This is a genomic window from Streptomyces sp. HUAS MG91, assembly GCF_040529335.1.
Lineage (GTDB): Bacteria > Actinomycetota > Actinomycetes > Streptomycetales > Streptomycetaceae > Streptomyces > Streptomyces tabacisoli.
Genome location: NZ_CP159534.1, coordinates 2,656,891 through 2,673,997, shown reverse-complemented (window position 1 = coordinate 2,673,997; position 17,107 = coordinate 2,656,891). Strand labels below are relative to the sequence as shown.

At 72.1% G+C, this 17,107-nt stretch carries 17 protein-coding genes and 1 tRNA gene; 8 read left to right on the top strand and 10 right to left on the bottom strand.

Features of this window, described 5'->3' with window-relative positions; genetic code table 11:
- The first annotated feature begins 24 nt into the window (after window positions 1–24).
- The gene (locus ABII15_RS12390) at window positions 25–762 is read left to right on the top strand and encodes a Tellurium resistance (protein WP_353942361.1); all 738 of its coding nucleotides are present in this window, start codon (window positions 25–27) and stop codon (window positions 760–762) included.
- Between the two features lie 30 nt (window positions 763–792).
- On the opposite strand, the gene ABII15_RS12385 is transcribed toward ABII15_RS12390, so the two are convergent.
- On the bottom strand, window positions 793–1,653 hold the full coding sequence (locus ABII15_RS12385; RefSeq protein WP_353942360.1) for a TerD family protein: 861 nt from the start codon (window positions 1,651–1,653) through the stop codon (window positions 793–795).
- A 253-nt stretch (window positions 1,654–1,906) separates the two neighbouring features.
- Here ABII15_RS12385 and ABII15_RS12380 point away from each other — a divergent pair, with 253 nt between their 5' ends.
- Genes ABII15_RS12380 through ABII15_RS12370 form a run of 3 tightly spaced genes read left to right on the top strand, consistent with a single transcriptional unit; the run spans window position 1,907 to window position 6,377 of the window.
- Entirely contained in the window at window positions 1,907–3,082 is a 1,176-nt protein-coding gene (locus ABII15_RS12380) for an HpcH/HpaI aldolase/citrate lyase family protein (protein ID WP_353942359.1), read from the top strand.
- Complete coding sequence (locus ABII15_RS12375) at window positions 3,079–5,565, top strand: phosphoribosyltransferase (protein WP_353942358.1); 2,487 nt, start codon at window positions 3,079–3,081, stop codon at window positions 5,563–5,565. The genes ABII15_RS12380 and ABII15_RS12375 overlap by 4 nt, the downstream gene beginning before the upstream one ends.
- Entirely contained in the window at window positions 5,562–6,377 is an 816-nt protein-coding gene (locus ABII15_RS12370; RefSeq protein ID WP_353942357.1) for an HAD family hydrolase, read from the top strand. The genes ABII15_RS12375 and ABII15_RS12370 overlap by 4 nt, the downstream gene beginning before the upstream one ends.
- 358 nt (window positions 6,378–6,735) lie before the next feature.
- On the opposite strand, the gene ABII15_RS12365 is transcribed toward ABII15_RS12370, so the two are convergent.
- The 3 genes from ABII15_RS12365 to ABII15_RS12355 form a co-directional block, all read right to left on the bottom strand.
- Window positions 6,736–6,957, bottom strand: a complete 222-nt coding sequence (locus ABII15_RS12365; RefSeq protein ID WP_353942356.1) for a zinc ribbon domain-containing protein — start codon at window positions 6,955–6,957, stop codon at window positions 6,736–6,738.
- Between the two features lie 22 nt (window positions 6,958–6,979).
- Entirely contained in the window at window positions 6,980–7,480 is a 501-nt protein-coding gene (locus ABII15_RS12360) for a DUF4383 domain-containing protein (protein ID WP_353942355.1), read from the bottom strand.
- A 103-nt stretch (window positions 7,481–7,583) separates the two neighbouring features.
- Complete coding sequence (locus ABII15_RS12355; RefSeq protein WP_353942354.1) at window positions 7,584–9,014, bottom strand: hypothetical protein; 1,431 nt, start codon at window positions 9,012–9,014, stop codon at window positions 7,584–7,586.
- A gap of 251 nt (window positions 9,015–9,265) precedes the next feature.
- Here ABII15_RS12355 and ABII15_RS12350 point away from each other — a divergent pair.
- Window positions 9,266–9,337, top strand: a tRNA-Val gene (locus tag ABII15_RS12350).
- Between the two features lie 409 nt (window positions 9,338–9,746).
- Here ABII15_RS12350 and ABII15_RS12345 read toward each other — a convergent pair.
- Complete coding sequence (locus ABII15_RS12345) at window positions 9,747–11,141, bottom strand: VanZ family protein (protein WP_353942353.1); 1,395 nt, start codon at window positions 11,139–11,141, stop codon at window positions 9,747–9,749.
- 210 nt (window positions 11,142–11,351) lie between these two features.
- Here ABII15_RS12345 and ABII15_RS12340 point away from each other — a divergent pair, with 210 nt between their 5' ends.
- Entirely contained in the window at window positions 11,352–11,585 is a 234-nt protein-coding gene (locus ABII15_RS12340; RefSeq protein WP_353942352.1) for a hypothetical protein, read from the top strand.
- Between the two features lie 18 nt (window positions 11,586–11,603).
- Here the strand turns inward: ABII15_RS12340 and ABII15_RS12335 are convergent, their stop codons facing one another.
- Both ABII15_RS12335 and ABII15_RS12330 read right to left on the bottom strand, forming a co-directional pair.
- A complete protein-coding gene (locus ABII15_RS12335) occupies window positions 11,604–12,014 on the bottom strand; it encodes a hypothetical protein (RefSeq protein WP_353942351.1) in 411 nt (136 codons plus the stop codon).
- Window positions 12,015–12,190: 176 nt separating this feature from the next.
- Window positions 12,191–12,574: a hypothetical protein gene (locus tag ABII15_RS12330; protein WP_353942350.1), complete on the bottom strand. Its 384-nt coding sequence runs from the start codon at window positions 12,572–12,574 to the stop codon at window positions 12,191–12,193.
- A gap of 110 nt (window positions 12,575–12,684) precedes the next feature.
- Between ABII15_RS12330 and ABII15_RS12325 the strand changes: the two genes are divergently transcribed.
- Window positions 12,685–12,915, top strand: coding sequence for a DUF2277 domain-containing protein (locus ABII15_RS12325; RefSeq protein WP_353942349.1), 231 nt, complete (start codon window positions 12,685–12,687; stop codon window positions 12,913–12,915).
- Here the strand turns inward: ABII15_RS12325 and ABII15_RS12320 are convergent.
- Window positions 12,903–13,529, bottom strand: a complete 627-nt coding sequence (locus ABII15_RS12320) for a VTT domain-containing protein (protein WP_353942348.1) — start codon at window positions 13,527–13,529, stop codon at window positions 12,903–12,905. The genes ABII15_RS12325 and ABII15_RS12320 overlap by 13 nt on opposite strands.
- Before the next feature lie 249 nt (window positions 13,530–13,778).
- Here ABII15_RS12320 and ABII15_RS12315 point away from each other — a divergent pair, with 249 nt between their 5' ends.
- Complete coding sequence (locus tag ABII15_RS12315; RefSeq protein WP_353942347.1) at window positions 13,779–14,318, top strand: superoxide dismutase family protein; 540 nt, start codon at window positions 13,779–13,781, stop codon at window positions 14,316–14,318.
- Window positions 14,319–14,411: 93 nt separating this feature from the next.
- On the opposite strand, the gene ABII15_RS12310 is transcribed toward ABII15_RS12315, so the two are convergent.
- Together ABII15_RS12310 and ABII15_RS12305 are read right to left on the bottom strand one after the other, a co-directional pair.
- The gene (locus tag ABII15_RS12310) at window positions 14,412–14,861 is read right to left on the bottom strand and encodes a DoxX family protein (protein ID WP_353942346.1); all 450 of its coding nucleotides are present in this window, start codon (window positions 14,859–14,861) and stop codon (window positions 14,412–14,414) included.
- Window positions 14,862–14,987: 126 nt separating this feature from the next.
- The gene (locus ABII15_RS12305) at window positions 14,988–16,937 is read right to left on the bottom strand and encodes an FAD/NAD(P)-binding protein (RefSeq protein WP_353942345.1); all 1,950 of its coding nucleotides are present in this window, start codon (window positions 16,935–16,937) and stop codon (window positions 14,988–14,990) included.
- Window positions 16,938–17,107 lie beyond the last annotated feature (170 nt).

Sequence of the window (17,107 nt, the reverse complement as noted above, 5' to 3'; positions counted from 1 at the left end):
GGCACGTACAGGCATGGGGGCGGTATGTCCTTCTGGGACAAGCTATGGCGAGGCAACTCCGCGCAGTCCGACTTCGATTCGGGCAGCGCGGCGACCAACAGCATCGAACTCACCAAGCGGCACCCGGTCGTCTCGCTCGCCAAACAGGGCGCGGCCACCGGCAATCTGCGGATCAACCTGTCGTGGCGGATGCGTACGTCGGACATCGGCGGGCCGGAGCGGAAGAGCCTGCTGCGGCATCCGTTCAGCATGTTCAAGCCCGATGTCGTGCAGGCGCACACCCAGTCGATGGTCAATGTCGACCTGGACCTGGGCTGCCTGTACGAGCTGGTGAGCGGCGAGAAGGGTGTCGTACAGCCGCTGGGCAGCTTCTTCGGGTCCCTCAACGCGCCGCCGTACGTGCAGCTCAGCGGCGACGACCGGTTCGGCTCGGCGTCCGGTGAGACGATCTACGTCAATCTCGATCACCGCGAGTCCATCAAGCGACTGCTGGTGTTCGTCTACATCTACGACCAGACGCCGGCCTTCGACCGGACCCACGCCCACGTCACGCTCTACCCGAGCAACGGGCCGCGGATCGAGATCAGCCTCGACGAGCGCCACCCGCAGGCCCGCTCCTGCGCGGTCGTCTCCATCGAGAACGTCAAGGGCGATCTCGTGGTGCGGCGCGAGGTCCGCTTCGTGTACGGCTTCCAGGCGGAACTCGACCGCTTGTACGGGTGGGGCCTGCAGTGGGGCCGGGGCTACAAGTCGAAGGTCTAGGACCGGCCCGGCGGATCTAGTAGGCCTCGGTCACCGGCCGATGAACTGCGGCCCCTGGGGCGGCAGTCGGAAGGACGGGTCCGGGTACGCCTGCGCCGCCACCGGCTGCGGATAGCCGTACGCCGGCTGGTGCTGCGGGGCCGGCTGCGTCGTGGGCTGCGGCGGGTAGCCGTACGCCGGAGGACGCTGCGGCGGCGGCAGCGGGAACGACGAGGGCTCGGTGGGCCGCGCCTGCTGCGGGGCCGGGACCGGCGCGGTGGCCGGTGTGGGCGTCGGGGGAGCGGGCTCGGCCACCGGGACCGGCTCGGTCACCGGGGAGGACGGGGCCGCCTGCTGGGCCGACGCGGCGGACTCGTCGACCGAGATGCCGAAGTCGGTGGCGAGGCCCACCAGACCGTTCGAGTACCCCTCGCCGACCGCGCGCAGCCGCCAGCCGTCACCGCGCCGGTACAGCTCGCCGCAGATCAGCGCGGTCTCGGCGCCGGTCTCGGGCTTGATGTCGAAGAGCGCGATCGGCTCGCCGCCGTCGGCCGAGGCGTCGTAGACGGACATCCGCAGCGACGGTACGTGCTTGAACTCTACGTCCTCCGCGGAGGCCACCAGCAGGATGCTGCCGATCTCCGAGGGGACGCCGCCGAGGTCCGCCTGGACGGTGTCGGTGAGCCCTTCGGCCACCCGCTTCTTGCCGAGCCGCCAGACCTTGCCCGAGGGGTGCCGGGGCTGGTTGTAGAAGACGAAGTCCTCGTCGGAGCGGACCCGCCCGTCGGAACCGAGCAGCAGGGCGGAGGCGTCCACGTTCGGCACGCCCTGCCCCGGGGTCCAGCGGAGCACGGCGCGCACGGCCGTGGCGTCGAGCGGGACGTTCGCCCCCTTGAGCATCGCGTGCGTCATGCCGTCATCCTGCCCTCCCCGGCCCGGCCGAGACAACGCGGGGTGCCGGGGCCGCCGGCCGTATCGGAGGCCGGAAGACATCCCTGGACATACACGGGTTACCAGAATTTCATTGCAGGCGGGAACCCTTGACATGGCTTTGTACGTACTATTACCGGCCACCTCGTACGTTTCACGTCGGGAGCGCCGGGCAGCCGAAGAAGCCGTCGCGGGGCGGGTCAGGGTCGTAGCAGGGTCGTATCGGGGGAGTCTTATGCGTCATTTCGGGCACATTGCCCCTCAGGTGCGGAAGCGTCTGTTCCATCGGGAGCCGCAGCTCTTCGGCGCGGACTCCCCGCCCCGCATGCTCGCGGCGGCACTGGGCGCCACGCTCTACAGCCCGGCCACCCGGCCGCGTCTCGCGGACGACGTGCTCAAGCAGGCCGGCCGCGGCGTCGTGTCCATGGTGCTGTGCCTGGAGGATTCGATCGACGACGCCGAGGTGAGCGGGGCCGAGGACAATCTGGTCCGCCAGTTCACCGACCTGCTGGCGAGAAGCGAGCGGGACGGGGCCGAGCCGCCGCTGCTGTTCATTCGCGTCCGCACTCCCGAGCAGATCACCGGCCTCACCCGGCGCCTCGGGCCCGCCGTGGCGCTGCTGTCCGGATTCGTGCTGCCGAAGTTCACCGAGGAGCGGGGGGTTCCGTTCCTCGAGGCGCTGACCGCCGCCGAGGCGGCCTCCGGGCGGCGACTTTTCGCCATGCCCGTCCTCGAGTCCCCCGAGCTGCTGCACCTGGAGACCCGCACCGAGACCCTCGCCGGGATCTTCCGCACCGTCGACAAGTACCGCGACCGCGTGCTCGCGCTCCGGCTCGGCGTCACCGACTTCTGCTCGGCGTACGGGCTGCGCCGCCCGGCCGACCTGACGGCGTACGACGTGCAGATCGTGGCCTCCGTGATCGCCGACGTGGTCAACCGGCTCGGGCGGGCCGACGGCACCGGCTTCACGGTGACCGGACCGGTCTGGGAGTACTTCCGCCACCAGGAGCGGATGTTCAAACCGCAGCTGCGCCGCAGCCCCTTCCTGGAGGAGGACGCGGAGCCGCTGCGCGCGGCGCTCATCGAGCACGACCTGGACGGGCTGCTGCGCGAGATCGCCCTCGACCGGGCCAACGGCCTGCTCGGCAAGACCTGCATCCACCCCTCGCACGTGCTGCCCGTCCACGCGTTGTCCGTGGTCAGCCACGAGGAGTACAGCGACGCGCGGGACATCCTGAGCCCCGAGCGCGACGGCGGCGGCGTCCTCAGGTCGGCGTACACGAACAAGATGAACGAGGTGAAGCCGCACCGCGCCTGGGCCGAGCGGACCCTCCAGCGCGCGGAGGCGTTCGGCGTGGCCCAGGAGGACGTCGGTTTCGTGGAGCTGCTGACGGCGGGGCTGCCCGCATGACGACCGAGGCGAGGAACGCGGTGAACGCTGACGGCGCGGTGGGCGCGGTGGACGAGGTGTGGTCGGGGACATGGGTGGCCGACCGGCTCGGCGTCGAGCTGACCGGTGACCCCGAGCTGACCGGACTGCTGGGGCTCGCCCTGCGCCGCAACCCCAAGCGCGCCCACCTCCTGGTGTCGAACGTGCTGGGCAAGCACGTCCCCCAGCGCCCGTCGGTGATCTGGCGCACCGGCCACGACCTGGGCGTACGCGTCCGTGAACTGCTCGGCGACGAGGCGGCGCGACGCTCCGTCGTGCTCGGCTACGCGGAGACCGCGACGGGCCTCGGCCACTCGGTCGCCGACGGCCTCGCCCTCGCCCCGTATCTGCACTCCACGCGCCGCCCCGTCGCGGGAGTGGCCCGCGCGGGCGGCTTCGAGGAGTCCCACTCGCACGCCACCTCGCACCTGCTCCTGCCGGAGAACCCGCGGCTGCTGGCCGGCGACGGCCCGCTGGTCCTCGTGGACGACGAGTTCTCCACCGGCAACACGGTCCTCAACACCATCCGCGTCCTGCACGAGCTGCACGCGCGGGAGCGGTACGTGATCGTCGCGCTCGTCGACATGCGCTCGCCCGACGACCAGGGCCGGCTCGACGCGTTCGCGCGCGAGATCGGCGCGCGGGTGGACCTCATCGTGTCCGCGCGCGGGACCGTGCGGCTGCCCGAGGGCGTCCTGGCGAAGGGCCAGGCGCTGGTCGCCGAGTACGAGAAGAGCCACGCGGAAAGCGCGGCGGCCGCACTGCCCCGGCCGCGCCGCACGCGCGGTGAGATCGTCCGGGTCGCCGGGCTCGGCTGGCCCGAGGGGGTGCCGGACGGCGGACGGCACGGTTTCCGTCCCGAGCACCGCGAGCGGCTTGAGGCGGCGCTCCCCGCGATGGCCGAGCGGCTGGCCCCCCACACCCGGGGCCGCGTCCTGGTCCTCGGCAACGAGGAGCTGATGTACGCCCCGCTGCGGCTCGCCACCGCACTCGAAGCGGCCGACGCCGACGTCACGTACTCCACCACCACCCGCTCGCCCGTCCTCGCCGTCGACGACCCGGGCTACGCGATCCGCACCCGCCTCGTCTTCCCCGCGCACGACGATCCGGCCGACGGGCCCGGCGAGCGCTTCGCGTACAACGTGGCGGGCGGCGGCTTCGACACGGTCGTCGTCGTCCTCGACTCGGCGGGCGACACCGCCGAACTGGCCGCGCCCGGCGGGCTGCTGGATCGCGTGGCCGAGCACACCGCGCGCGTCGTCGTCGTGGTCGTGCCCTCGTACATCCCCGAAAGGTCCGTCATGTCGCTGCCCGAGCCGCTGCGCGGCCCCGCCTTCTCCTCGTACGCGCCCGACGAGGTCGGCTGGCTGCTCCAGGACCTGTCCGACGTACGGCTGGAGGCGCCCACCGAGGAGCGCGAGGAGGCCATCCAGAGCGGCGGCGCGCACTACGCGGAGTCGCTGCCGGTCGAGTACCAGCCCAGCGAGCAGTACCAGCAGCTGTTCCACGCGGCGCTCGACACGTCGGCGGGCCGGATCGCGCGGGCGGTGGGCGTGGTGACGGAGACGGTGCTCGCCGAGCGCGCGCCGCGCCGCCCGGTCCTCGTCTCGCTCGCGCGGGCCGGCACCCCGGTCGGCGTGCTGATGCGGCGGTGGGCGCTCGACCGGCACGGCGTGGAGCTGCCGCACTACGCCGTGTCGATCGTGCGCGGCCGCGGCATCGACGCGACGGCGCTGCGCTGGCTGGCCGCCCACCACGACCCGGCGGACGTCGTGTTCGTCGACGGCTGGACGGGCAAGGGCGCCATCACACGTGAACTGGCCGCCGCGATCGAGGAGTTCGAGGCGGGCGGCGGGCCGCGGGGCTTCGACCCGGAGATCGCGGTGCTCGCCGACCCCGGGTCGTGCGTGCGGACGTACGGCACCCGGGAGGACTTCCTCATCCCCTCGGCCTGCCTCAACTCGACCGTCTCCGGGCTGATATCGCGCACCGTGCTGCGGGCCGACCTGGTCGGGCCGGACGACTTCCACGGGGCCAAGTTCTACCGGGAGCTGGCCGGTTCGGATGTGTCGGTGGGGTTCCTCGACGCGATCCAGGAGCGGTTCGACGAGGTCGCCGACGCGGTGGACGCCGACGTCAAGGAGCTGCTCGGCGCCGACCGCACCCCGACCTGGGAGGGCTGGGCCGCCGTCGAGCGGATCAGCGAGGAGTACGGCATCCACGATGTGAACCTGGTGAAGCCCGGCGTCGGCGAGACGACCCGGGTGCTGCTGCGGCGCGTGCCGTGGAAGATCCTGGCGCGGGCCGACGCGGGCGCCGACCTGGACCACGTCAGGCTCCTCGCCGAGCAGCGCGGGGTGCCGGTGGAGGTCGTCGACGAACTGCCGTACACCTGCGTGGGGTTGATCCATCCGCGGTTCACCCGGGGAGCCACCGGTGCCGACGGCAAGGCGGTCGCCCGGTGAGCGAGCACTCCGCGGTGACCGTCGTCGCCAGTGACCTCGACCGTACGTTGATCTACTCCGCGGGCGCGCTCGGGCTCACCGTGCCCGACGCCGAGGCGCCGCGGCTGCTCTGCGTCGAGGTGTACGAGGGGAAGCCGCTGTCCTACGTCACCGAGCGCGCCGCCGAGCTGTTGGTGGAACTGGGCCGCCGTGCCGTGTTCGTGCCGACGACGACGCGCACCCGCGAGCAGTACGGGCGGGTGCGGCTGCCCGGGCCGGCGCCGACGTACGCGATCTGTGCCAACGGTGGTCATCTGCTGGTCGACGGGGTGTCCGATCCCGAGTGGGCGCGGGGCGTCCGGGAGCGGCTGGACGCCGAGTGCGCGCCGCTCGGGGAGGTGCGGGAGCGGATGGTCGCCGCCGCGGATCCGGAGTGGTTGCTGAAGGAGCGGGTCGCCGAGGAGTTGTTCGCCTACCTCGTGGTCGACCGGGCGCGGTTGCCCGCCGGGTGGGTCAAGGAGCTGGGGGAGTGGGCCGCGGGGCTGGGCTGGGGGGTGTCGCTCCAGGGGCGCAAGGTGTATGCGGTGCCGAAGCCGTTGACCAAGGGGGCGGCCGCGCGGGAGGTTGCTCGGCGGGTCGGGGCCGGGCAGGTGCTCGGGGCCGGGGATTCGTTGCTGGATGCCGACCTGTTGCTTGCCGTGGATCGGGGGTGGCGGCCCGGGCATGGGGAGTTGGCCGATGCCGGCTGGGTTTCTTCCAGGGTCACCGTGTTGGAGGAGCGGGGGGTTGTTGCCGGGGAGGCCGTTGTGCGGGGGTTTCTCGGGGCGCTGTGAGGGGCGGGGCCGGGGCCTTGTCGGGTTTGTTGTTCGCCCGCGGCCTTAAAAGCATGGCTTTCGTCGTCGGCTGACGGCCGGTGGGGGCTGGTCGCGCAGTTCCCCGCGCCCCTGAGATGCGCACTTCGTGCGGCATCTCATCAAGAGGGGCGCGGCGAAGCCGCAGCCTCAGGGGGAGGCGGCGCGGAGCGCCTGCCTCAGGGGCGCGGGGAACTGCGCGACCAGCCACGACGAGAGCCGCGCGTGACAACTGGTTTCCAGGGGCGCGGGGAACTGCGCGAGAAGCGGCCACCGGCCCGCGCGTGCCGAACTGCCCAGGGGCGCGGGGAACCTGCGAGAACCGGTCGTCCGCCGGAGGCTAGCCGCAGCAGCCACCCCCGCAGCAACCACCGCCACCCGCCGACGGAGCCGGCGCCGGAGCGGACGACGACGCGGTGCCGGCCACCGAGACCGTCGAGAGGAGTTTGACCGTGTCGGGGTGGCCCGCCGGGCAGGTGGCCGGGTCCGCCGACTCGGCCATGGGACGGGAGAGTTCGAACGTGTCACCGCAGGAGCGGCAGCGATATTCGTAGCGAGGCATGGCCCAAGCCTAGCCAGCGCCGTCAGGATGCGTGGCGGGCCTTCCAGTACGGGTTGTCGTGCGGCAGACCGCCGCTGACCCGCCCGTACATCCCGAAGAACATCAGCAGCAGCCCGACGGCGAAGCTGAACAGGACGTTCTGGATGCGGAAGGCGAGGAAGTTGTAGCGGGTGTCCAGCAGGGCGAGGTTCACGAACCCGCTGAGGATGAACAGGACGCCGAGGGTCATGTTGAGCGTCGAGGCGACGGCACCGCCGGCCAGCATGCCGCCGATGAGCAGCACGCCGACGCACACGGACAGGACGCTGAGCGCGCCGTTGGTGTTCAGGCCCGCGACCGTGTCGCCACGGGTGTCGAAGAAGCCGATCTTGTCGATGAACCCGAGGATGCCGAACACCAGCAGCACCAGGCCCATCACTCCCGCGCCGACGCGGTACACCATGCTCAGCCGGTGATCGACGGGCAGATGTTCGTCGAGCGTGACATGGCGCCGGGATCCCGGACGGAGTACGTGTGTGGCCATGACGGCCTCGCCTCCTCGCTCCTCGCCCCTTGATTGAGTCGCGCGACCGCGTGCGTACCTCCAGGGTCCGCCCGGCGGGCGCCGAACGCCAGCGGGAGCCGGGTCAGGCGCCGCCGCGCTCCTCGCGGATCAGGGAGACGACCCGGGCCACGGTCTGCCGCACGGCCTCGGTCTCGGTGAGGAAGTGCCAGTAGTCGGGGTGGCGGCCCTCCAGGCCCTCGACGGCGCGGTCGAGCCGGCCCACGGAGTCGTCGAGCGGGCGGGCGTGGCGCGGGTCGGGCGTGGCACGCCCGGTCATCGCCAGGCGCTGGGCGTCCCGGATCGCGAACCGGGTGCGGTCGATCTCCTGCTGGGGGTCCTTCGCCACCGCGTTCAGCCGCTGGAGGCGGTCGGAGGCGGCGGAGACCGATTCGTCGGTGCTGTTCAGCAGGGCGCGGACGGTGGAGAGCAGGGCCGTCGCGTCGGGCCAGCGCTGCTCGTCGCGGGCCGTGCGGGCCTCGGCGAGCTTGGTCTCGGCCTGCCGCACGTTCTCCCCCGCGAGGTCCGGGACGCGCTGGAGGTCCTGCCAGCACGCGGCGGAGAACCGGCGCCGCAGCTCGCTCAGGACCGGCTCGACCTGGCCCGCGCGGGTGGTCAGGGCCTGCGCCCGGGTCCGCAGCGACACGAGCCGGTGGTCGATCTCCGCGGCCTTCTCCGGGAGCCGCTCGGCCTCCACGCGGATCGTCTCGGCATCCCGGGCGACGCGCTCCGCGCGCTCCAGCGTCTCGGGCACGCCGTGCTGGCCCGCGCCCTGGTTCAGCCGGGTCAGCTCCGGGCCGAGGCGGGCGAGCCGGGCGGCGAGGTCGTCGGCCTTCAGCCCCGCCTGCCGGACGCCGTCCAGCGCGGTGGTCGCGGCGAGCAGGGCCTGCCGGGCCCGCTCCACCGCGGGGGCGAGGCGGGCGAGCTGGGTCTCGGCCTTGCCGAGCAGCGGGCCGAGGCCCTGCGCGAACCGGTCCAGGTCCTGCTTGGTGCGGGTCAACTGGTCCTTGGCCGCCGTCAGTTCGCCCCGGGCGCGGGAGGCCGTGCCCGCGTCGAGGTCGTCGCGGTCCAGGTCGTGGGCGTCGACGGCGGTGATGTACTGCGCGCTGACCTCGTCGATCCGGGTGCCGAGCTGCTGGAAGTCGCCGACGGCTCTGCGGGCGGCGGGGGAGTCGTCGACCGCGGTGATCGTCTCTATCGAGATGCGCAGGTCGCGCTGGGCGGTGTCCAGCTCGTAGAAGGCGGCGGCCGCCGCGTCCTTGGCCTCCTGGGCCTGGGCACGCTGGGTCTCGGCACGGCCCCCGAACCACTTGCGGGTGCCGCCGGCGCTGAACGCTCCGCTGAGCGCCGCGGTCAGGACCGGCACGGGGAGCAGGGTGAGGACGAGGAGGTCGCGGAGGGGACCGGCCGGTCGGGCCCGGCGGCGCGATCCCTGGGCGCGCGATCGCCGGACACCCGGCCGCTGAACAGTGGCGCCCCGCGCCTCGCCGGGGCGCTCGTTCGTCGCCGTCGTCACTCACTCTCCCGCGCTGCCTGTGCCGTCATCGGCTCTGCTGTCAGCCCTGCCCGGTGTTCATTGTCCCACCGGTTAATGACGAACACACGAGTCGGTTAGTTCGCGGTTCGCCGGGTGACTTTTCCGTCCGGGCCGAGACCCGACGGCGGCGTCGCGGGCGGGGGCGGGCCCCCGCGGTTCGGGTGTTTGCCGTGCAGGGGCATCGGCAAGGTACGCTGTCGGCTCGTCCTGGTCGCAGCGCCGGGACTTCCGGGTGCGTAGCTCAGGGGTAGAGCGCCTGCCTTACAAGCAGGATGTCGGCGGTTCGAAACCGTCCGCGCCCACAGTGGTCAAGCAGCAGGTCAGAGGCTCCCGGGGTGATCACCCCGGGAGCCTCTTCCGTCGGGGCCTCGACGACACCACCCCCGCCGTCCTCCGAGGGTGCCACCGCCCGGAAGGCCGACCGGCGCTCCGGACGCCTATGCGGGGCTCGGCGGAAACCGGCTGTCGAGTTCCGAGATGAGCGCGTACAGGGACCGAGCCGGAGTGCTCTCGAGCAGAGACTGCGTGAGGAACCGCCTGTGATCAGGTTCCTCGGTGTACGAAATGGAGAGCTGCGTGTTTCTTGAATTACGCACGCTTCGGATTTCCGACCAGATGAGACGGGTATCCGGGATATCCAGGTCTAGACAGATTATTCGGCATCTTCGCCGAGCGGTACAGACCGCGTTCACCCGGCTTGGCGGCGGTCGCTCAGGTGCCCGGCAGGAGTTTGCCGTCGCTGTCGTAGACCCGTCCGGTGAGAGCATTCACGTGGTACACGTCCACTGGCGGCGGGTCGTCGCTCTTCTCGCTCTGCGGCCACGTCACGTTGACGAGCCAGTTCGGTTCCCACTTGCCATCCTGATCAATGGCCTGACGCGCGACTGCCTCGGCCCGAAATTCCGCGCCGGTGTTCTGATTGGCCTCGAGCCGAGCCTCAACCGCCTTGACCACAGCCTTTTTCGCCTCTGCGCCTCGAACCTTCGATTTCGGCATTCTTGTACGCGTCGGGCCGAGGGTGACGTCCAACTGGGAAACGTGGCCGGCCCTGTCGATCTGTACGTCCAGCATCCTCGGCATGAGGATGTCGTCGTGTGTCCAGCGCCAGTTCGTCATCCAGCCGAGTTCGGCCTTCTCGCCCACCTGGGATGTCTCGTTCGTGGTCGCGCCGGAGGCCCAGGGGTACTTCTCCTCGGCGAATGACGTGGCGATCTGATGGGCGGATTTGCCGCTGGAGGGGGCTGCGGCGTCTGCGACCGGGTAGCCCATGACGGTCGGGCGGGCGCTGTCTTCGAGGTGTACCGTCAGGTGCTTCTTGTCCGGCCAGGAAAGGCTTCCGTAGGCGAAGTCCTTGGTGTGCCCGGGCTCGCGGCTGTGCAGGTTGAAGATGATGTTCGTACAGGCGGAGTCCCCGCAGGGCTGCTCGTAGAGCTCTCCCACGGTGTAGCGATCGCCGAATGCCTCTGTCACGGCGGCTTCCGCGGCCTTCACCTGGTCGGCGTCGGCGTCCACCAGGCTGGTGCCGTCCACGTTGGTGAAGCTGAGCATCGGGCGCGCGACGCCGGAGACGAGGAGCAGGAGCACGGCCGAGGAGATCAACGTCCCCTTGGCGCCGGCCTGCCAGGCGAGGGTGCGACGGCCGGTCAGGAAGACGGCGGAGACGGTGAACCCCAGGAGGCCGCCGAGGATGTTCATCTCGGCGTCGGAGCTGTCGCACACACGGCCGAGGCCGTCGACGGTGGCCTGGATGAATTCGATGCCCAAGGGCAGGGCCACTACGCCGAGCAGGACCGGTAGGGGACGCCGGACGGCCAAGACGGCGAACGCGCCGACGGGAACCGTCATGGCGAGATTCCACATTCCCTGGGTCGTATGGAACGGCTCGCCGAACTGGTGATTGAGAACGCAGGCGCGGCTCGCCGCCCCGCCTCCCATGAAAGTGACGCCGAGCACGCCGGTGAGGGTGAAGGCGAGTGCGAACCACCAAGGGCCGTGCGGCTTCCCCCGTTTCGTGGCGAGGGCCCACGCTGTTGCGCCGAGGACGAGTCCGAGGAGGACGCAGACAGTCAGGTAACCGACGTGATGTCGGAAGATCGCGGAGAACACGGCGCAGTTCCTTGCGTGGTCAGGGCCAGGCAGACGGGCGGCGGGGGAGATCCTGACTCAGTAGACGAGGCCTCGACGCCTTTGGTTCAGCAGTGCGAGGCGGCTGTCCGGCAGATGCCGCCGCCGGGCGGGCGTGTCCCGGAGGCTCTTCGGCGATGTCGTCGGAGGGCCTCTTCCGTGATCGGGGGCCCGGCGGCCTAGGATCCGTTCGTGGATCTTCCTGACAGTTTGACCGACTTGCAGCGGGCGGCCGACGAAGAGGGCCGCAAGATCGAGCACCTCGACGACGGCGAGCGCGAGAGGCAGCGGAGTGTCTGGTTCGACGCCGCGGCTCGCGTGCAGGAGGCCGTGACCAGGTACGCCGAGGAGAACGGCCTCGACCCGCACGACGTCGAGAAGCGTCTCCGGCAGGCCGCCCGGCACCTTCCGCAGTCCGAGGAGTAGCGCGGGCCGGTACCGGGATCAGGCGGCGCCGACCCGTGCCGAGGCCGTCCGGCAGGGCTGGGTGTGGGCCAGGCCGCGGGAGACGAAGCCGTCGGCGCAGCACGCGTTCTGGAGTTCGGCGTCCGGGTCGTGGGGGCGCAGACAGCCGGGGCCGTGGACCTCGCCGGCGGACAGGGTCCACAGGGTGCAGCACGGGAGGCCGTCGTCGATCAGTTCGCCCAGGGCGAGGCGCCGGGCTCTGTCGTGGGCGGCGAGGATGCGGTGGTGGTCCGCGCGGGAGCGCTGGGCGCAGTAGGCGAGCAGCGCCGTGACGTAGGCGAGGGCGACGGCCCACCACACGGCGTCCGTGGCGGCCAGATAGGCGGCGCAGGCCACGGAGAGGACGGCGGTGGCGGTGAGGGCGCGGGCGGTGCGGATGGCAGGGGTCATGCACACCGGATTCCCGGGCAGGCGTGCAACATGCTGGCGCCGGGCGGCCCGCGCGCGTGATGTGCGCAGCGGCGGGCACTCGTAGGGCATGAAGATTCTGATCATCCTGATCGTCATCGCCGCCGTCGCCTGGTACCTCACCTCGCGCCGCAGCCGCTGACCACCTCCCGCGGGGCTCAGTCCCCGTCGCTCCCGGCCGTGTCGGGGGCCGGATCGTGTACGTGCTTCAGGCGGGCCCGCGCCTGAACCGCCTCGGTGCCGGTGAGGGCGGACCAGTGGCGGTGGCATGTCACGAAGACGGCCAGCTCCAGCTCGCGGCGGCGGAGCTTCTCGACCGCCTCCTGATCGTCCTCGGTCCAGCCGGGGGACGCCGGGCGCTCGAGTCTGCGCCAGCCCTGGGTGTCGCTGATCGCGTCGACCGGCTCGACCGACCACGGGAGCCGCTTGAGCAGGGCCATCAGCTCCGCGCGCACCTGATGCAGTTCCTCCTGACCGGCGACGAGGTCGCTCGGAAAGCCCTGGTTGCGAGTGGAGTCGTCGGTGTCATCGTTCGCTGCCACTCGGCAATGGTACGTCTGTTCGAATTTGCGGGGCGAGTCACTTCCCGGAGTTCGTCGGGGAGTTCACGCGAACGTGTGGCCGATCGGCCGGATCGCGGCAGACTGGAAACATGTGCCGCAGCATCAAGACCCTCCGCCCACCAGCGCTCCCCGAAGAGGCCACCGAGGACGAGATCCGGGCCGCAGCCCTCCAGTACGTACGGAAGGTGTCCGGTTTCCGCGCGCCCGCCGCGCACAACCGCGAGGTGTTCGAACGGGCCGTGGACGAGATCGCCCGGGCCACCGCCGAGCTGCTCGACGGCCTTGAGGTGCGGGGTTCCGCGAAGGCTCAGGCTTCCTGAGGGACCGGGCGGCGCATCACGTACGCCGCCACCGTGCCCGCGCCGATCAGGGCGAGCACCGACACGCCCGTGGACAGCCAGCTCGCGCCGAGCCACTGCGCGCCGAAATAGCCGAGCGCCACGCTGTACGCGGCCCAGGCCACGCCCGCCAGCGCCGACCAGGGCAGGAACTCGCGGACCCGGCGGTGCGTCGTGCCCGCCGCGAAGGAGACGATCGAACGGCCCGCGGGCGCGAACCGGGCGATGATCACGAGGAGTCCGCCGCTGGAGCGGGCGAGCGCTCCGCCGAGACGTTCCTGCGCGGTCGTGAGGCGGCGGGAGCGGGCGATGGCGCGGTCCAGGCGCTCGCCGCCGCGCCAGGCGAGGCGGTAGGCCACCAGGTCGCCGAGGACCGAGGCCGTCGCGGCGCAGAGGACGAGGGCCAGCAGCTCGGGGGTGCTGCTCGGCAGCCGGCCCGTGGCGGCACCCGCCGTGCCGGCCGCGGCCGCCGTGGCCGCGGTGACCACGAGAACACCGCTGGGCAGCACCGGCAGGAAGACGTCGAAGAGCACGGAAAGCGCCACGACCACGTAGATCCATGGGCTGTCGGCCAGCGACCCCACACTCTCCAGCACTGCGCGCCAACTTCCTGTACGAGCCGTTCTACGACCGTTCCCTCCCTGGGGGAGCACACAGGAGCGGTTTCATTTCAGCTGTACAGCGTACGCGTCGGGTGTGCTGGAAGTGACGAAAGTGGCACAGATGTTCCCCATCTCACGCCAGGCCCACTCATCTGTGTCCGGTTCACCCGGGTGCCGCGCCCCGCGGTGTGTGGTGCGCTCGGTTCCCGTACCAACGAGCCAGGACGAAGAAGAGGAGCGGTGATGGTGGCAGGAATGGTGACCGGTGCCCTCGCGGCGGCCGTGCTCGCCGCGGGCGGCGGGGGCGGCGGCCCGGCGAACTGTTACTGGGTGATGGCGCAGGGCAGGTTCGCACCGGCGACGGCGTTCATGCCGGCGTCCGCGATCACGTACGACACGAAGCTGGTGCCCGCGGGCGCGTCGATCAAGGTCCAGCAGTTCGGCGACGACAGTGGCATGACCGTGGATCTGCGGGTCTCGGGCCTGGTGGCCGGTCACACGTACGGCGCGCACGTCCACCAGAAGCCGTGCGGCACCGATCCGAAGGCCGCGGGCGGGCACTACCAGCACGTGGTGGACCCGAAGCAGGCCAACGCCAGGAACGAGGTGTGGCTGGACTTCACGGCCGACGCCTCGGGCGCCGGTTCGGCGGTCGCCCGCAAGACGTGGGGCCTGCGGTCCGGCGGGGCGGCGTCGGTCGTGCTGCACGACATGCCGGGCATGAAGGGGGCGAGGGTCGCGTGCCTCACGGTGGGCTTCGCGCCGTCCCCGCGGTCCTCGTAGCGCGCGTGGGAGTAGCGCGCGTGGGAACGCCCGTACGGGCTCAGCACGGCGCCCGCGCTCCTTCGGGAGCGCGGGCGCCGATGGGCACGCGGGTCAGGCCGCCACGGTCTCGCGCTGTGCGGAGGTCTCCGCGGGCCGCGCGTCGCGGCGCGAGAACAGCCGGTCGAGGCCGAGGGCGCCGGAGCCGGTGAAGACGAGCAGCAGCATCGTCCAGCAGAACAGGGCCGAGGCCTCGCCGCCGTTCTGCAGCGGCCACAGCGCCGAGGGCTGGTGCACGTCGAAGTAGGCGTACGCCATCGAGCCCGACGCGACGAAGGCGGCGACGCGGGTGCCGAGGCCGAGCAGCACCAGGCCGCCGCCGACGAGCTGGATGACGGCCGCGTACCAGCCCGGCCAGGTGCCGGCGGGCACGGTGCCGCCGCCCTCCGAGCCGCCGAGGACGCCGAACAGGGCGGCGGCGCCGTGGCAGGCGAAGAGCAGGCCGACGACGATGCGGAACAGGCCGAGGACATAGGGCTGGGCGGTGTTGAGACGTCCGGTCATGGGGGACTCCTTCGGTCGGTTGTCGGTTCCCGGCCGAGGTTGGGGACGTGGCCGGTTCACCGATGTGGCCGGCGCCGCCGTTGCCGCCGTTGCCACCGATGGGGGAGTGGCTCAGATTAGGGGTGCCTAACTTGTGCTTGCAACTTCAACATTCGGCCATGATCGGCCCTGGACGGGCTCCGGGCCGTCCGAGGTCTCGCGGAGCGCCGCCCGGGCGACCGCGTCCGCGTCCGACAACGTCACCGAGTCGACCCCGGGGCGCGCCCCCGCCGCCGTCACCCAGTGCACTCCTTCGGTGGGCACGCCGAACGCGAACCGCCGTGCGTGCGCCCGCCCCTGACGGTTGATCAGGCGGTACGGGCGCGGGGTGACGTCGAGGCCGCCGGTCTCGTGCTCGTCGACGGTGTGCGGGCGGGCCTGCCCGGTTTTCAGCAGCCGGGCGAGCAGGTCGTCGGCGGTGCGGCGGACGTCCGGTTCGGGCAGGCGGGCCTCGATGAGTGTGGTGGCCGTCACGGTCGAGCCCGGGACGTCGGGCGAGTGCGCGACGAACCGGCCGTCCCGGGGTACGACGTCCAGGCGCGGGCCGACGACGGTCAGCACGCCCGCCTCGATCAGGGCCGTCATCTCCTCGATGCGGCGGCGCGGCGGGCCGATGGACAGGAACGCGTTGAGCGGGGTGTACCAGCGGTCGAGGTGGTCGCGGCGCGAGGTGCCGGTCAGGCCGCCGTGGTCGACCACGAGCCGCAGTTCGTTGCGCAGGTCGCGCAGGACGTCGAGGGCGGCCTTCACGGGGCCGTCGAGATTGCCGAGCGCGGCGTGGGCGGCGTCCTCGCGCAGGAGCGCGAGCAGCCAGGTCCGCCAGTCGGCGGTGGAGGCGGGGGCGCGGCCCGTGTGCGGGCGCGAGATCCGGTCCCAGGACCAGCGGTCGGCCTCGGGTATCGCGAACTCCCGCAGGACGTCGGCCTCTTGGGGATCCCCGGGGGAGCGGTGGAGGGTGGCCAGGTAGCGGTCGCGGAAGTGCGGGGCGGTCCGGCCGGCGGCTCTCAGCAGGGCCTCGTAGTAGACCGTCTCGACCTCCTTGGCGACCAGCGGCCAGATGTCGGCGAGGAAGTCGGGGGCGTCGCCGGAGTCGGCTCTCTTGCGGAAGCGGGCGATCGACTCGGGGGTGAGGACCAGCGGGCGGTGGCGTCCGTACGGGCCCTTCGCGTTGTCGCCGCGGGCCTGGTACGGGATGCCGCGGCGCGATCCCGCGTACAGGCGCGGCTCTCTGCCCGACGGTATGTAGCGCAGGCCGCCCTCCGGTGTACGGGTGTAGCGGCCGCCGCGGGTCTGTGTGAACAGGGCCATGTGGTCGAAGAAGTTCAGGCCGAGCCCGCGCAGCAGGACCGTTTCGCCAGGGTGTACGCCGCTCAGGTCGAGGTCGGCCGGGTTGGCGGGCGGCACATGGCGCAGCCCGTGCCGGCGGGCGTACTCGGTGAGGGCGTTCTCGGTCCGGGTGGGGGCGACCGGGAGGTGGCCCTGGGCGAGGACGACGGCGTGCAGGCCGGTCAGGGCGCTGCCGTCGGCGAGGGTGAGGGTCTGGCGGCCGTCGGGGGCGTCGTCGAGACGGACGGCGCGGGTGGCGTGGACGGTGACCTCGACGCCGGGCGGGGCCGTGGCCGCCGTCCGCGCGAACACCCAGCGCAGGTAGCGGCCGTAGCGGGCCCGGGTCGGGTAGTCGTCGGGGCCGAGGGGTGCGTCGTCGCCGGGGTCGTGGTGTGCCGCCCACTCGTACAGGCTCGGGCCCGGGCGGATCGGGCCCGAGCAGTCGACGCTCTCGTCCGTGAACAGGGTCACCTGGGAGGCGACCGTGTTCATCAGCAGCTCGGGCGCCTGGTCCGTGCGCCAGACCGCGCCCGCGCCCGGGGGTGCCGGGTCGATCACGTGGACGGTGAGCCGGGCGCCGGGCGGCAGCAGCTCCGGGGCCGAGGCCGTCAGCCGTTCCAGGACGCTGGTGCCGCGGGGGCCCGCACCGACGATCGCGAGGCTGAACTCGGGGGTCGGCTCCGCGGGGGATGCGGGGGAAGTGCGGGGCAAAGCGGGACTCCCGGGGCATGTGGGGGTGCTGGAAGCGGATGGTCCGCCTCATCATGCCGTTTCGTGGGCGGGAGGGGAGGGGCGGAGTGGGGGTGTGGGGTGGATCACGGGTGGGGTGGGTGGGGCTGGTGGTGCCCGTGGGGGCTGGTCGCGCAGTTCCCCGCGCCCCT